At 71.5% G+C, this 15683-nt stretch carries 14 protein-coding genes; 5 read left to right on the top strand and 9 right to left on the bottom strand.

Features of this window, described 5'->3' with window-relative positions:
- Positions 1–38: 38 nt before the first annotated feature.
- The 9 genes from ACH4N1_RS23495 to ACH4N1_RS23455 form a co-directional block, all read right to left on the bottom strand.
- The gene (locus ACH4N1_RS23495; RefSeq protein ID WP_398099788.1) at positions 39–605 is read right to left on the bottom strand and encodes a nitroreductase; all 567 of its coding nucleotides are present in this window, start codon (positions 603–605) and stop codon (positions 39–41) included.
- On the bottom strand, positions 602–1876 hold the full coding sequence (locus ACH4N1_RS23490; RefSeq protein ID WP_398099786.1) for a cation:proton antiporter: 1275 nt from the start codon (positions 1874–1876) through the stop codon (positions 602–604). The genes ACH4N1_RS23495 and ACH4N1_RS23490 overlap by 4 nt, the downstream gene beginning before the upstream one ends.
- An 81-nt stretch (positions 1877–1957) precedes the next feature.
- Positions 1958–2824, bottom strand: a complete 867-nt coding sequence (locus tag ACH4N1_RS23485; protein WP_398099784.1) for a dimethylarginine dimethylaminohydrolase family protein — start codon at positions 2822–2824, stop codon at positions 1958–1960.
- Positions 2825–2951: 127 nt separating this feature from the next.
- The gene (locus ACH4N1_RS23480) at positions 2952–3386 is read right to left on the bottom strand and encodes a GFA family protein (protein WP_398099782.1); all 435 of its coding nucleotides are present in this window, start codon (positions 3384–3386) and stop codon (positions 2952–2954) included.
- Positions 3386–4216: a DUF3865 domain-containing protein gene (locus ACH4N1_RS23475; protein WP_398099780.1), complete on the bottom strand. Its 831-nt coding sequence runs from the start codon at positions 4214–4216 to the stop codon at positions 3386–3388. Before ACH4N1_RS23475 ends, ACH4N1_RS23480 begins: the two co-directional genes overlap by 1 nt.
- Positions 4213–5532, bottom strand: coding sequence for a JmjC domain-containing protein (locus tag ACH4N1_RS23470; RefSeq protein WP_398099778.1), 1320 nt, complete (start codon positions 5530–5532; stop codon positions 4213–4215). The genes ACH4N1_RS23475 and ACH4N1_RS23470 overlap by 4 nt, the downstream gene beginning before the upstream one ends.
- Before the next feature lie 64 nt (positions 5533–5596).
- Positions 5597–6739, bottom strand: coding sequence for an inosamine-phosphate amidinotransferase 1 (locus ACH4N1_RS23465; RefSeq protein ID WP_398099776.1), 1143 nt, complete (start codon positions 6737–6739; stop codon positions 5597–5599).
- Positions 6740–6853: 114 nt separating this feature from the next.
- Positions 6854–7894: a fatty acid desaturase family protein gene (locus ACH4N1_RS23460; protein WP_392245039.1), complete on the bottom strand. Its 1041-nt coding sequence runs from the start codon at positions 7892–7894 to the stop codon at positions 6854–6856.
- Between the two features lie 134 nt (positions 7895–8028).
- Positions 8029–8271, bottom strand: a complete 243-nt coding sequence (locus tag ACH4N1_RS23455) for a hypothetical protein (protein WP_398099774.1) — start codon at positions 8269–8271, stop codon at positions 8029–8031.
- A gap of 503 nt (positions 8272–8774) precedes the next feature.
- Between ACH4N1_RS23455 and ACH4N1_RS23450 the strand changes: the two genes are divergently transcribed.
- The 5 genes from ACH4N1_RS23450 (at position 8775) to ACH4N1_RS23430 (ending at position 15679) form a co-directional block, all read left to right on the top strand.
- Positions 8775–9653 carry an amino acid--tRNA ligase-related protein gene (locus ACH4N1_RS23450; RefSeq protein ID WP_398099772.1) on the top strand — a complete coding sequence of 293 codons (879 nt, stop codon included), beginning with the start codon at positions 8775–8777 and terminating at the stop codon, positions 9651–9653.
- Positions 9654–9684: 31 nt separating this feature from the next.
- Positions 9685–10527: a TauD/TfdA dioxygenase family protein gene (locus ACH4N1_RS23445; RefSeq protein WP_398099770.1), complete on the top strand. Its 843-nt coding sequence runs from the start codon at positions 9685–9687 to the stop codon at positions 10525–10527.
- 84 nt (positions 10528–10611) lie between these two features.
- Positions 10612–11739 (top strand): hypothetical protein, encoded by a 1128-nt coding sequence (locus tag ACH4N1_RS23440; RefSeq protein ID WP_398099768.1) that lies wholly within the window; start codon positions 10612–10614, stop codon positions 11737–11739.
- A 512-nt stretch (positions 11740–12251) separates the two neighbouring features.
- Positions 12252–14114, top strand: coding sequence for an ABC transporter ATP-binding protein (locus ACH4N1_RS23435; RefSeq protein WP_398099849.1), 1863 nt, complete (start codon positions 12252–12254; stop codon positions 14112–14114).
- 92 nt (positions 14115–14206) lie between these two features.
- The gene (locus ACH4N1_RS23430; RefSeq protein ID WP_398099766.1) at positions 14207–15679 is read left to right on the top strand and encodes an NUDIX hydrolase; all 1473 of its coding nucleotides are present in this window, start codon (positions 14207–14209) and stop codon (positions 15677–15679) included.
- Positions 15680–15683: the final 4 nt, after the last annotated feature.

Below are 15683 nucleotides of genomic sequence, written 5' to 3'. Positions count from 1 at the left end.
GGCTCGCTGCCGGGCGCGTCGCGTGCCGGGTGGTGGGCTCAGATGCCGGTCGTGTGCCAGGTGATCCTGGCGGGGATGTCGAGAGGCCGCCGGTCGGCGGCGTCCTCGCCCTCCCGGGTGCCGACGTACAGCCAGCCCAGGAGCTGTTCGTCGTCCTCGACGCCGAGGTACTTGCGGACCTGGGGTACCTGGACGGTGGGTCCGGTGCGCCAGATCGACGCGAAGCCGTGACTGTGCAGGAGCAGCGACAGCGTGGTGACCATGCCGGCGGTGGCGGCCAGCTGCTCCCACTCGGGGACCTTCGGGTGGTCCGGCACGGGCCGGTGCACGATCGCCAGGAGCAGGGGCGCGCGCAAGGGCTTGGCGGCGACGCGGCGGGCCTGCTCCGGGGCGTCGGCGGCCTCGGCGAGCGCATCGCCGAGCCGGGCCCGCTCGTCGCCGCTCACCGCGACCAGCCGCCAGGGGCGCAGCCGCCCGTGGTCGGGGGCGGTGGCCGCGGCCTGGACGAGGCACTCCAGGTCGGCGGAGCCGGGGGCGGGCTCGGTCAGACGGGGAGCGCTGCGGCGGGTGAGGACCGCGTCCAGGACCGAGTTCGGGCGGGTCATCGGGTCGTCTCCCGGGCCGGGGCGCGGTCAGGGTTGTCGTGGGGCGTCGGCGGGGTCATTCTCGGGTCGTCGCCGGCCACGCATCGGAGGATGGGGGCGGTTGCCGCGGTGGTGATGACGGTCATGATCACCAGGAGGGTGAACAGGGCCTCAGTGATGACGCCGGTCTGCAGGCCGATACCGAGGACGACGAGTTCGGTCAGGCCACGGCAGTTCATGAGCGTGCCGACGGCGGTTGACCAGCGCCAGTCGGAGCCGGTGAGCCGGGCCGCGCCGGCCGCGCCGCCCCACTTGCCGACGACGGCGACGACGAGAATGGCCGCGCCCCAGCCCCACTGTCCTGCGGGCAGGTGGGAGAAGTCGGTGTGCAGGCCGGCGCCGACGAAGAACAGCGGCAGGAGGAGCGGCAGGACGACGGCGCGGATGCGCGCGGCGCCGCGCTCGACGGCGGGGAGGCCGCGGGGGGCGGCGGTGCCGAACAGGAACGCGCCGAAGGCGGGGTGCACGCCGATCTGGTCGGTGGTGTAGGCGCTGAGGCACAGCCCGGCGAACAGCAGGGCCAGGACGAGCTCGTCGCCGGTGCGGCCGGCGCGCTTGAGCAGGGTGCGCAGCAGGGGGCGTGTGAGGGCGAGGGCGGCGGCGAAGGCGGCGGTGAGGGCGAGGGTGGTGAGGGCCGACAGGGCGGTGCCTGAGGTGGTCAGGGCGACGGCGGCGGTGAGCAGGCACCAGGCGAGGGCGTCGTCGGTGGCGGCGCAGGCCAGGGCGAAGGCGCCCAGGGGTGTGGTCTCCAGGCCGCGGTCGGCGAGGATCCGGGCGAGGACCGGGAAGGCGGTGATGCTCAGGGCGACGGCGACGAACAGGGTGAACGGCAGCCGGTCGACGCCGTCGGGGGCGAAGGTCGAGTAGAGGGCGGCGGCCAGGGCGGCGCCGAGGGCCATGGGGAGCAGAAGACCGGTGAGGCTGACTGCGGCGACGGCACCACGGGTGGTGCGCAGGCTGCGCAGGTCGAGTTCCAGTCCGATCAGGAACAGGAATGCCATCAGGCCGAGGGTGCCCAACGCGGAGGTGACCGGCAGGACCGAGGGGGGCAGGAGGTGCTGCTGGGCGGTGGGGGCGAGCCAGCCGAGGAGCGAAGGGCCGAGCAGGATCCCGGCCAGGATTTCGCCAATGACCGGCGGCTGGCCGAGCAGCCTGACGGCTCGCCCGCCGGCCTGGCAGGCGAGGAGCACGACCGGGACGGCGAGGAGCACGGGTAGCAGCGGGTCGGGCACGACAGCTCCAGGAGTCGGGCGACGGCGAAGGACCGCACTGTGTGGGCCGGCGGCCGGGTGCGGGGCGGGTATGGGGGTGGATCAGGCGCGGGTCAGCGGCAGGGTGGTGCAGCGCAGGGAGCCGGGGATCCGGGTGACCTCGCGGTAATCGACGGTGAGGACCTCGAGTCCGCGGGCGGTGAGCTGCTCCCTGATGCGGTCGCTGCCGGCAGCGACGATCACGGTGTCCGGGGCGATCGTCAGGACGTTGGTCTGGACGGCACGCGCCTCTGCGCCGGTGACGTCGATGAGGTCGAAGTGCTGCTCGAACCAGCACAGTTCGGCGGGCGGGAAGACGTCGCGGTGGATGAGGGCGGTGCCGGGCGCGACGATGGCGAAATGGTCGTCCAGGTGGACGATGCCGTGGGTGGCGAAGTGGACCGGGCGGACCTCGCGGTCGACACCGTGGTGGGCCAGCGCCCGCCGCAGAGCCTCCACGCCGGTGGGTGAGGTCTCTTCGCCCAGGCCGACCAGGACGGTTCCGGTATGCAGGGCGACGTCGCCACCTTCGATGGTGCCCTCGTCCAGGTGGGCGACGTGCGGGGCGCCGGCCAGCAGCGGGGCGAGCGCGTCAGCCTCGGGGCGGCGGTGCGTGGCGTTCAGGCGGGCCATGACCAGGACGTGGTCGATGACGAAGGCGATGTCGCGGGGGTAGTGCTGGACCGGGGAGCCCGGAGCGGCATCGAGAAGGGTCACCTCGATGCTGCGTCCGCGGAGCAGGCCAATGAGGGTGTCTTGCTGGGTGCGGACGGTGGCCGGGTCGTACGCCTGCCAGGAACTGGTGGTCTTCTGGCGGGTCAGAACGGGGTGGATGTCGGGGCCGTCGAGATCGGGGGTGAGGTCGCTCGCGTAGCGCATGGCGACGTGGCGCAGGGCGCCGTACTCGCTGGTTGCGTGCGGGGTGAGCACGAGGGGTCTCCTGGGCGGGGTGCGGGACGGATCGGAGGTGAGCCGGACGCGGCGCAGACGGTCCCAGGAGGGTGCGGAGTCCGGGGGCCGGCAGAATCAGGGCTGCCGGCCTCCGGAGGCGCGGGTGTCAGCCGACGGGGCTCTTCTCGGTGGTGTCGGGGACCTGGTCCAGCCATGCCACGGCGTCGTCGCGGAAGGACTGGTTGACGGGGACGAGATCGGCGCCGCTGGTGTCGTCCAGGGCCGTGACGACGATGCCGAGCTCGGGAACGTCGCTGTCGATCGCCGCGAGGCGGCTGCCACAGTCCGGGCAAAAGCCGCGCTGGGCCTCGCCCTCGAACGTGGTGTACCAGGTCGGCTCGACGCCGTTCGTCCAGGTGACGTTCTCCGGGGCGAAGCCGGCCCACCACATCATCGGGCCGCCGCCCAGCTTCTTGCAGTGCTTGCAGCTGCAGGTGTGCGGGTAGACGGCCTCGCCCGTGACGGTGAAGCGGATCTTTGCGCACAGGCATCCGCCGGTGCGCCCCTGGGCGGCGGCGACGATGCCGGGGGTGGCGTTCATCAGTTCATCTCCGATGCGCGGTGGGCCAGTTGAGCCCACCAGTGTGTCATTCCCTCCATGATCGTCAGCCATCCGTCGAGGGCCTGGGGCAGGTCGATGCGGAAGAGTTCACTCTCCTTGATGAACCTGGCGAGGCCCTCGATGTGGGCGGCCTCGACGCTCATGCCGCCGACCTGGGCGGCCTCGTGCCCGTCGTCGAGGTGGAGGTCGTAGTAGTACTTCAGGGCCTTGAGTTCGCCGCCGCTGCCGGCGCCGGTCAGCTCGCCGTAGCGGTTGGTGATGTCGCGGAGGATCTCGGTCTCGGCGATCGCCACGGCCTCGGTGGCGTAGTAGGCGCCGGCGATGTGGCTGGGCATGTGCGAGCCGACCATCCACTGGTGGAGGTTGACCAGCGTCTCCGTCTCCGGTGCGGGCACATGGCCGTTGACGAGCAGGCCGAGGTCGGAGAGGAGCGCATTGGTGTACAGGACGTAGTGCGCGGGCACCTTGCCGCGCTCGCCGCCCTCCTCCAGGTGGTTGCGGCGCAGCTCGTGGGCGAGCTCGGGGCAGTAGCCCTCAACGGCGGTGGCAGCCGTCTTGAGGAACTGCGCGTTGTAGCGGGCGAACACCGAGAGTTCCTCGATGTACATGCGGGCCTGGCGCTCGTTGAGGTCGGCGGCGCCGACCTTCTCAGCGATCCGCGCATACACCCACTCGACCAGGGGGGCCAGGTGCTTGGTGACCAGGGCGGTGCCGGAGGTGAAGTTGCTCAGCAGTGTGCCGTTGACGGCGCTCTGGGTCTCGGGGTGGGTCCTCAGGTAGGCGTGGACGAGGCTGTTGTCGGGGGTCATGCGTCGACGTCCTTGGTGTCGGAGGGGCGGGGGGTCAGGTGCAGGCCGCCCGTGGCGCCCAGGGCGCGAACGGCCGTCAGGAGCTCGGCGCTGTCGGGCAGGACGAGGGTGTCGCCGCGGTTGAGGGCGGTGACGGTGTCCCGATCCAGGCCCGCGCTACCGAGGGCGACCCCCGGCTGGTGGCCGCGCAGCAGGACCTCCTGGGAGCCGCCGTCGAGGAGGATGGTCACCTGATAGGGGGCGATCAGGCGGATGCCGGCGCCCGGGATGACCTGCTCGGGGTCGAAGGCGTCCGCGGCTTCCTGGCGGGAGAGGTCGCCCTCGACGAGCTCCCAGCCGCCGTTGCTCAGCAGCGTGGCCCATCGCTGCTCGGTGTGCTCGCGGGCTGCGCCGCGGACGCGGTCGGCGGCGACGGTGAGGAGTTCGCGGCCGACACCGGCCAGACGGTCGGCGACGGCGCCCGGCCCAGCGGTGGTGTCCGCCATCGCGGAGGGTTCGTTGAGCGGGTCGTCGGGCCCGTCGCCGGCCAGGTCGGCGAGGACGTCCGGGATGATGCGGCTCTGCAGGAGCTGTGCGTACGGGTAGGTGTACAGCGGCATGGCCACCGAGACGGAGAAGGTGTCCTGGGTGCCGACGTGGAAGACGCGGCGGGGCAGGAAGAGGGCGTCGCCCGGCTCCAGCAGGAAGTGCTCGGCCTCCTCCAGCAGCACCCGGTAGTCGCCGTAGGTGGGCTCCTTGCCGCCGGTGAGCTTCTCGTACTGCTCGGCGGGCCAGCAGTAGAAGTTCTTGGCGTTCGGGCCGAGGTGGACGAGGAAGGCGTCCTCGTAGCCCTCGTGGATCCCGAAGGCGGTGCCCGCGTAGTTCCCGGCGAAGGCGACCTGTTCGGCGCCGCCCAGCGGCAGGCCCCACCCGTCGATGAGGGACTTCAGAAAGGTCCCGAGGCCGGCGGCGAGGGCGGGGCTGACGGTCTCCAGGTTGTTGATGACCAGGGAGAAACGTTCGGCGCCGGCGAGGTCCTGCATCCACGGCACGAAGGCGTCTACGCCGCCGTCCCAGGCCGGGGCGGTCAGGGCCTGGGGCAGGAGGTCGTCGCGGCGGTCCTCGCCGACGTAGACGCGGGCGTGCGCCTTGATGCCGATGTCGGCGGTGTGGGCCCGGCGGATGGCCTCGAATCCGGCCAGGACGTCGTCCGGCCCGGCCGCGGTGGCGGGGATGATGCCCTTGAACAGGAAGGGCGTGGTCCGCCCGGTGGTCTGGTCGGGGAAGGTGCCGGTCCAGAAGGCGTGGTCGGGCGGCCAGGGGTAGACGATCTCCATCAAGGGTCTCCTGACGTCGGGGCGTACTGCCGTGTTCGGGGGCGCGGTGGAGGGGGTGCGGGGGTCAGCTGAGGTAGTCCTCGAGTCCGCCACGGCGGACGGTGTCGAGGGTGAAGCAGTGGAAGCCGCCGCCGAACAGGCGCCGGTGGCGGTGGCGGACGGGGACGACGGTGAATCCGCGGCGCTCCAGGACCTCGATCAGCTCCGGGTAGAGGGAGTTGACGACGACTGTGTTCTCGTCGATGGACAGCAGGTTGATGTCCATGTACCGGCTGCCGACGGGGATGACGAAGCCGAGGTCGCTGTAGTCGGGGAAGTTGCTGTCGTCGGTGTCGGGGGCGTAGATCACGTCCCAGGACTGCATGGCCCTGGGCAGGTACTTCAGGTAGTCCGGGGAGCGCAGCAGCATCAGGCCGGGGCGCAGCGGGACCAGGACGCTGTCGATGTGGTTGTCGGCCATGGCGTTCAGGCGGTGGAACCGCAGGCCGGGGAGGTTGTCCCGTAGCCAGCGCAAGGCGAGCTCGTGGTTGTGGTTGGCGACGTTGACCAGGACATCGCGGCCCAGGCGCATGCACTGCGCGCCGTCGAAGACCATCTCCAGGCCCAGGCCCTCGATCGCGCCGGCACTCTCGCCGTCCATGGCGCGGCTGACGTCCAGGTCCTGGCTGGTGAAGTAGGAAGTGTCCAGGGAGCCGCGGGCCAGGGCCGGGCGCGGCATGCTCACCCAGTTCGCCCCGTCCCGGTAGTAGCGGTAGAACGCGGGCTTGAGCAGGTCGTTCTCGAAGATCCGGGCCCGGACATGAGGCGCGGTCTCCACGATGGTGTTGCCGAGGATGATGGTCTGGTCGCGGACGTTGAGCGGCGGGGTGGCCCGGGCATCCCAGTGCGGGGAGCGGATGTCGACGTCCTTGCCCGGGGCGGCGGGCCGCAGGACCTTCACCCCGCATCCGGTCAGGGCGTCGGCCAGGCCGGCGATGTCCTCGTTGAGCTCGTCGACCAGCTGCGCGGGGATCGGCAGGAGCTCCTCCCCCGTCGGGCTGGTGTGCCGGCCGAGGACGGGGGCGACGTTGTCGTAGAAGAACAGCCGCCACGAGGTGTCGGTGTGGTGGGCGTCGTAGTGCTCGGCGCGGCCGAGGACGACCTCGTCGAGCCGGGTGAACTCGTCGAAGCTGTTCAAGGCCGGCGAGGCGGGCGCGGGTTGGGGCATGGTGGGCCGCCTCCTCGGCGGCGGGCGACGGCGCGCCCTCGCCTCCGGCGCGCGAGATGCGCGGCCGGGGCGGGGTGGTGCCGTACGGGGTTCGGAGGTCGGGCGGGGATCAGGTCAGGCGGCCGAGGCGTGCCGGGCCGGGGTGCAGGCGGCGGGGGCGGCGAGCCGGGTGATGATGTCCTCGATCACGCACGGTTGGTCGGGGGTGGCGCGGCGCCGGAAGAAGTAGCCGGAGCACCACGGCACTTCGCCGAAGCGCGGCAGGTGCTCGGCGGCCAGGGCGCGGGCCTCGGGCAGGCGCCGCCAGGGGATCTGCGGGCACCAGTGGTGGATGGGGTGGAACATGTCGTCGAGGTGACCGCCGAGCAGGTGCCGGGTGAGCCAGTGGGAGGTCCAGCCGCGGGTCTGCAGGAGGATGTCGCCGTTCTCGATCAGCCCGGCGTGGTTGCCGAGATCGGTGATCCAGGTGACGACGGGCCGTATCAGGACGAGGGGGAGCAGCCAGTAGAGCAGCAGGTAGGGCGCGCCGCCCACGGGCCACAGCGCGGCGACGACGCCCGCCCACAGCACGGCCCGGGCGGCGAGGGCCCGCCAGGTTTCCCCCGGCGCGCGGGTGAGCAGGGTCAGCACCGCGGTTTTCGGCAGCCGCCACAGGGCGTTGCGCACGATGACCCGCAGGACGAAGGCACGGCGGCTCGGTGCCCGGCCCGCGGCGCGGATGTTGCCGGCGCGGTAGGACTGGAACATCGGGTCGTCGTCGGAGCCGAGTTTGGCGTGGTGGACGTAGTGGCTGCTGCGGTAGGGCTCGAACCCTTCGCCGAGCAGGCCGGTCAGAAGGTAGCCGACGATCCGGTTGGCGCGGCGGGTGGCCATGAGCTTGGAGTGCACGCACTCGTGGCCGAGGTTGGACAGGTGGCGCTGGCGCACCCCGATGTAGCAGACCGCGAGCAGGGGGCCGGCGACGTGACCGACGAGGTGGCCGGCGATCGCCGCGGCGGCGATGGCCATGAGGTCCCAGGCGACGTCCCACAGGCCGATGGGCGGCCGCCCGCAGAGCTTCTCCAGGTCGGCGATGAGCTGCTGGCCGAGGGCCTTGCGCACCGGGCCGGAGGCTCCGGTGCCGTTGCGGGTCCTGCCGGCGGCGGGGCTGCCCATCAGGTTCTCCAGTCGACGCGGTGCGGATGAGAGCGGGGCCGTACTCCGGCGCGCCCCCGCAGGGCGGACCGCACGGGCGGCCTGCCGTTGGGCGGGCGCGCCGGAGTACGACGAAGGGGTGGATCAGCCGCCGGTCAGGCGGCGACGAGGGCGCTGTCCGGGCGCATGCCGGCCTTCAGGTCGGCGGCGTCGGGGCGCATGCCGACCTTCAGCACGGTGGCGTCGGGGCGCATGCCGACCTTCAGGGTGGAGGCGTCCGGACGCATGCCGGCCTTCAGCTCGGCGTCGGGGCGCATCCCGAGCTTCAGGTCCGCCGCGTCGGGGCGCATGCCGGCCTTCAGGTCGGTGTCCGGGGTCATTCCAGCCGTAGCGGTCATCGAGTTCTCCCTGCTCGGTCGCGGGTGATCCGCGAGTCCGGGTGATCGGGCTGTGGAACTGCCGGGCCGCGGGTCCGGTGAGGTGCTGAACCGTCGGCTCGGCACGCCGTGGCGTGGGCGCACGCCGGTGAAGAGGGCCTCGCCTCAGCACGCCCCCTCCACCTGTGGAGGAGCGTTGCGTGGCGGTCACGCCGGGCGCTTGGCCAGTCACGCTAGAACTCGGCCGAGGAGGGCCGCAACAGCTCTGGCCGTTGCGCCGGTTGCACGGAACCGTTGCGTCACTGTTGCGCGCACACCGCTTCTGAGCTGCTCTTATGCCGAAGTTGGTTCCTGGATGGGCCCCGTTTCGGGCCCGTTGGCCGCGGCCGGAGGGGTGGGAGGGCTTCTGCTGTTCGCCGGGGCGCGGCTACGTTGTGGCCTCGCCGAGGGCCCGAGTCCCAGATCACCGTGGGGCCCGGCTTCCCGCGAACTCTGCCCGGAAACAACGGCCTTGAGGAGCCTCCGTGCTCAACCCCGTCGTCATGAAGTCCGACCTGCTGTTCACCCTCCGGGACACCCTTCGCGCCGAGGCTTTCGTCGAGGTGACTACCCCGACCATGCGCCGAGCCGACCTCGGTCCAGGGCGCCGTCTGCCCGTGGACCACGACGGCGGGCGGTTCCTGCGGGCGATGATCGGCCCGGCCCTGCGCGTGAACCTGGAGCATCACCCGCGCGTCTTCGAGATCGGCGCATGCTTCCGGCCCGAGAAGCCCGACGAGCTGCACGCGCCCGAGTTCCAGATGCTCGACCTCTACGCCGCCGGCGAGGACTTCGACTTCCTCCTGGCGCTCACCGAGAGGCTGATCCGCCCACACCTGCCCTATGCCCCGCAGCGCGTCTCCGTCGTCGGCCACATCCGTGACCAGTTCGGCATCGACCTGCACCGCGAGCCCCTCGGTGATCTGCCCGCGCGGATGGCCGCACACCTGGGCATGAGCCCGGACGTGCCGTTCAAGACGGTGCTCGGGCAATACGTGGAGCGCGAGGTCGAGGTCCAGAGCGCCGGCGCCGCGCTGTTCCTGACCGAGTACCCGGTCGGCGGAGACGAGCCGTGCGCCCGCCTGACGCCCGGCACGACGGCCGTCCTCAACCGCTTCGAGGTCCTGGTCGACGGCATCGAGGTCGTCCACGGCTACGAGGACGAGCCCGACGGAGCCGCCTTCGTCGACCGGGCCCGCGCGGTGGACCTGTACGACGACGAGCAGGCCCTGGCCAGGGAGGCGATCGACACGGGACGCGTCCCCGCCGGCAGCGTCGGACTCGGCATCGGCATCGAGCGACTGTGCATGGCCGCCTCCGGCGTCAAGGACATCAGCGTCTTCCAGCCCTCGCCCCGGTTCTGACCGCCCCGACTACCGTCCGGAAGGAGTGACGATGGACCTGTCGCTGCGCCCGCTCGACGAGAGCGGCTTCGGCGCCGTCGTCGACACCAACCTCGCGACCGACGCCGAGCACCTCGCGCCCCATCTGGCCGCGGCCCTGCATCAGCACCGGCTGCTGATCGTGCCCCGCCAGCACCTGACCCACGCCGACCTGCTGACCGTCGCCTCCTGCTTCGGAACGGTCGACACCAGCGCCGATCGCCGGTACGCCGTCGGCGGCTTCCCGGGCCTGACCGTCATCAGCAACATCGTCGAGGACGGCAGACACATCGGCGTCTACGACGGGGATCATGAGGAGGAATGGCACGCCGACAACAGCTTCAAGCCTCAGCTCACCTCAGCGACGATGCTCTACTCGGTCATCACCCCCCAGCGCGGCGGCGAGACCCGCTTCGCCGACTCGACCCGCGCCTACTCCGACCTCCCCGATGCGGTGCGGCAGCGGATCGGCCCGATGCGTGCGCGGCACTCGCTCGCGCAACTCGGCGCGCTCCAGAGCCAGGCCAGCGGCGGGCAGTCGTCGATCGTAACCGGAAGCCTGGCCGCGAGTCCGGAGGTCGTACATCCGCTCGTCCTGCCCCATCCCGTCACGGGGGCGCGCTCCCTGCTGCTCGGTTCCATGGTGATCAGCGGCATCACCACACTCGCCGAGCAGGAGGCCCGGACTCTGCTGGAGGAGTTGCTGGAGCACGCGACCAGCGCGCCCTACGTCTACAGCCACCGCTGGAGCCAGGGCGACCTGGTCGTGTGGGACAACCTCGCCACCCTCCACACCGCCTCTCCCTGCGACAGCTCCCGGCACCGCCGGCTGCTGTACCGCGCCGCCGTCCGATAGCCGAGAACCCCCGCGTTCACACCGCCGGATGACCTGCGGCGAGAACACGAGGGATGCCCCCGCAGCCAGCCCTAGGGTTTGTCCATGACCGCGAAGGTTCCCCTGAAAGAGACCGCTCTCAACGCCGAGCGCATCGCCCGTATCGGCCGCGAAGTCCACGGTGTGTGGCCTGAGTTCGACACTGAGGGCTTCGTGGCATCGGTGATGGCGGACCTTCCCCGGCTGGAGTTGAGCGCCCGGATCGCCCGGACCAGCCAGGGCCTGCACGACCACCTCCCGGCCGGCGGCCCCGACGCGCTCGACATCCTGCTGCGCTCCCTGCCCCCGACGCCCTCGGCCGCCAGGGTGACCAACGACTTCGGGCTGCACCTCTACAGCCCGCACTCCGACTACGTCTCCCGGTACCTGCGCACCGCCGAGCATCTTGAACGGTCACTTGCCGCGCTGGCCCGCATGACGGGGTACTTCTCCGCTGAGCTCCCGGTACGGCACTTTCTCGCCGACTTCCCCGACGAGACGATGAAGGCCGTCGACGCGTGGAGCCGCGATGAGGACTTCCGGGTACGGCGGCTGGCGAGCGAGGCCACCCGGCCCTTGCTCCCTTGGGCCCCACGGATCGGGCTCCCCGCCGACGCGGGCCTACCCGTCCTCGAGACCCTCTACGACGACCCGCACCTCTACGTCCGCACCTCCGTGGCCAACCACCTCGGAGACATCGCCGCCGCCCAGCCCGACCTCGCGCTGGCCACGCTCCACCGGTGGAAGGCTTCGGGCCGGGTCAACGGCGAGCAGTTCGCCTTCCTCGCCCGCAACGCCCTGATGAACCGGCTGAAGGAGGGTTGGCCGCCCGCCTACGCCCTCCTCGGCTACCCCCACGACGCACCGATCTCCCTCACGCCGCTCATCCTGCAAAGCACCGAACTCCGCGACGGCGACACCCTGGACTTCTCCGCCGCGCTCACCGCCACTGCGACCACTCCCGTCCACGTGATGATCGTGATCGCGACTACGGGACCGAGCGGCCGGCCACGGGAGAAGGTGGCCTTCGTGCGTCGCGCCACCGCCAAGCCGGGTCAGGAGCTACGACTCGCCAAGGCGCACCCACTGCGCTCGACCGCACGCTGGAAGGTCTCCCCCGGCTCCTACTCCGTTGCCCTCCAGGTCAACGGCCGCCGCTTCCCCGCGGTCGCCTTCACCGTCCTCGACACCTGACCCGCTCCCGCCCTTCCACCTCCGATCACCGCCCCAGGCCGCCGTCGTACGCCGCGGCCCTGGTTCGTGCTGTCCGCAACCCCCCGAAGGGGTGGTCTGACCTGATCGAACGAGTTTGAACGACGACACCCCGGAGCCCGCACGGCCCAACCCCGGCTTTAGAACTCACGTTCACCAAATGCCCTCTGAACAGGCCGTGACGGGACCAGATCCACCGCGTTTTTAGAGCATCAGTGCCACACCGACGCCCAGACGGAGGACGCCATGCACCCCACCCCCACCCCCCTGCAGCAGCCTCCCGGAATCGAACGGCGGCCCGGCCTTCCCTCTCTCAGCGTTGACGGCACGCGCACCTCAGAACGCTCGGATACGGGGTGGGCGGCGTGAGTGAGCCCACCGATGCATCAGCCGACAGCGTTCCGGGCCCGCGCACCACCACCGCGCCGTCGCCCGCCCCCTCCTCCGCTTCCGCTTCCGCCCCCTCGGCGGCGGCCACCGCGCCCGAGGCGCAGATGCGGTACGTCGACCTGACCGGCAGCCGCGAGGCAGCCGGTCGCTCCATCCGGATGCGCGACATGGCTCGGCGCCTGCCGCAACTGGTCCGTCGCTCGCTGGCCCTGGCCTGGCGGGTCGACCGGCGCGCGACCGTCGGCCTCCTGCTGTGCCAGCTGATCACGGGCGTGATGCAGGCCCTGGGCTTGGTCGCCATCGCCGGCACCCTGACCGCCCTGCTGCGCGACGGCGACGTCTACCACCGCCTCCTTCAGGCATGGCCCTCCGTCGCTTTGCTCGCCGGAGCCGCCGGCGTACGCGCGCTCTTGGGCATCACCGTCAACTGGCTTTCTTCCCGGCTGGGCCCGCTGATGTCCCGCGAGGCCGAGCAGATGCTGCTCACCGGTTGCGCCGAGGTCGAGCTGTGCGCCTACGACGATCCCGACTTCAACCGCGACCGCGAGGCCGCCGACCGGGGCGCCCAGGTCACCGGCGACCTGATCAACGAGGGCCAGGACCTGATCGCCTCGGCCGCCGCCTTCCTCGCCGGAGCGATCGTCCTGGCCGGCGTGCACTGGGTCCTCCTCCCCCTCCTCGTCGCCGCCAGCCTCCCGCAGGCCGTGGCCCAGGTCAGCGCCGCCCGTGCCCGCTATCTGGCCAATCTCCGCAGCAACGGCGACAACCGGATGCTGTCGGTCCTGCGCTGGCACATCTACACCAAGGACGCCGCCGACCAGATCCGCGCCGGCACCATGGCTCCCTTCCTCTCCGGCCGTTACCGCAGCACCGTTGCCCGGATCAACCGCGAGGACCGGGCCGCGGCTGACCAGGGCGCCCGCATGTCGCTGGTCGGCGCGGTGTGCGGCGGCCTGGGGTCGGCGGTGGTGTGGGCGGCGGTCGTGTGGCTGCTCGCGACCGGCCGGATCACCGTCGGGCATGCCGGCACGGCCGTCTTCGCCCTGCAGACCGCCGGTATGTCGGTCCGCGGCCTGGTGGCGGTCGGCGCCCGCGCGGTGCGTACCGGGCTGTACATGGACGACTGGACCGGGTTCCTCGACAAGGCCGGCGGCTTCCGCATGCGCCGCGGCCCGCACCACCCCGCACCGCCGGAGACGATCGAGGTCAAGGCGATCACCCACCGCTACGCCGGTAAGGACCGCGACGCCCTGTCCGGCGTCTCCCTCACTTTGCGGCGCGGCGAGGTCACCGCGCTGGTCGGCTTCAACGGCTCAGGGAAGTCGACGCTGTCGAAGCTGGTCAGTGGCCTCTACCTCCCAACAGACGGGCAAGTGCTGTGGGACGGCGTCCCCACCGCCGATGCCGACCCGCAGGCCCTGTGGCGGCAGGTCGCCCTCGTGCCGCAGGACTACGCGCACTGGCCGCTGACCGTGCGCGAGAACGTCACCCAGGGCCAGCCCACCGCGCGCGGCGACGCAGCGGTCCGCGAGGCGTGCGAGGCGGCCGACGCCGACGAGGTCGTCGACAAGCTCGGCGCTGGCCTGGACACCCTCCTGGCCCGCGAATGGCTGAACGGGGAAGAACTCAGTGGCGGCCAGTGGCAGCGCATCGCCCTGGCCAGGGCGTTCTTCCGCCCGGCCGGTCTGCTGGTCCTCGACGAGCCGACGGCCAACCTCGACCCCCGCGCCGAGTACCGGATCTTCCAGCGGCTGCGGACCCTCGCCCGGGACCGGACGGTGCTGCTGGTGACCCACCGCATCACCAACGTCGCCATCGCCGACCGCATCGTCGTCCTCGACGAAGGCAAGATCGTCCAGGAAGGCACCTATGCCCAGCTATCCCAACAGCCGGGCCTGTTCCGCAAGCTGCTGTCTTATCAGATCACGTCCGAACCGGACGGCGACAAGCACGAGACCCCCGCGTGAGCCGCCCTGGCGCCACCTCCGCGCGCCCCGCCGCAACCCCGGCCGCCGCTGCGGACACCCCTGCTCCTCCTCTGCCGTCCCGAGGTGATGACGTGCCGCTCAGCCGCTCCCACATCCGCACGACCGCCGAGGCGTACCTGGCCCGGCATCCGCACGAACAGGACTCCCTCGCCGGACTGCTGTCCCTCCTAGAGGCCGACGACCACCCAGCCGACCGTGCGACGCTCCCCGGCCACGTCACGTGCAGCGCGGCCGTCATCGACCGTGAACAGCGCGTGCTCCACATCGGTCACCGGGGCACGGGGCTGCTCCTCACCCCGGGAGGCCACATCGAGAAGGACCAAACGCTGTTGGCGGCGGCCCTGCGGGAAGTCTGTGAGGAAACCGGCCTGCGGCCGGGGGACCTCTGTCTCACCCCGCAGTTCCTCGGCGCCCCGATCGACATCGACGTACACGACATCGACGCCAACCCGGCCAAGGGCGAGGGCGCCCACCAGCACTTCGACTTCCGCTTCGTCTTCTGCCTTGTGCCCGAGCAGCGCCCCCGGCTCACCCTGCAGGAGGAGGAGGTCTCCAGCGCCCGCTGGCTCGAGTTCGCCGACGTCCACTCCTCGACCTTGCGCGGCAAGCTCCTGGAGGCCCGCGCCCACGGTCTGGACGGGAGGCCGGAGCCCGTCAACGCCTCCGCGCTGATCCACGACGGACAGGGCCGCTACCTGCTTCATCTGCGCGACCACAAGCCCGGCGTCATCTGGGAGTCGGGGGCGTTCGCCCTTCTCGGCGGCGGCCGCACACGCGACGACCAGAACCTTGAGGGCACCCTCCTGCGCGAACTGTCCGAGGAGGTACCCGGCCTCCGCCTCGAAAACGTACGGCCCTACGCCGTGGAGGCCGCAACCAGCATCGACGGCCTCAGCGTCCCGATCCAAGTCTTCGTCGGCCAGTGGCGTGGCCACCCCGACCGACTCGCGCTGCACGAGGGTGTGCTGCTGCGCTGGTTCGTAGTGGACGAGCTGGACCGGCTGCGCCTGAGCCCCGCCACCCGGGACCTGATTCGCCGGCACGCGGCCGAGAACCCCCCGGACAACAAGCCGGCCCCGGCTCCTCCCGTGTGGGACGGGGGTAGCCGGGTGGTGCTGAACGGCGTCGGGGTACACCTCCACATCGAAGACGCCCAGGGCCGTGTGCTTCTCGGACTGCGTCACCCCGACTCGAAGTACGCGGGTGACACCTGGCACTACCTCGCCGGGCGGTGCGAGCAAGAGTCCGCCCTCGCGTGCCTGGTCCGCGAGGCGTGGGAGGAAGCAGGGCTGGTCATCGACCCCGTGAACGTGGAGCTGGCACACGTCGTCCACGTCGTCGACGCCCCGGGCAGCCAGCCCCTGCTGCAGCTCATCTTCCAGGCCCGCCGATGGGAGGGCGCCCCCGAGGTTCGCGAGCCCGACAAGTGCCTGACCTGGCAGTGGTGGCCGCGGCACGAGCTCCCGGACCGCCTGGTCTCCTACACCCGCACGGCCATCACCGGAATCGCTGAAGGCCGCCTCTACTCCCAAATGGGCTGGTGAAGAG

The organism is Streptomyces sp. NPDC017202, from assembly GCF_044331705.1.
GTDB lineage: Bacteria > Actinomycetota > Actinomycetes > Streptomycetales > Streptomycetaceae > Streptomyces.
This window is presented reverse-complemented; position numbering and strand designations above follow the sequence as displayed.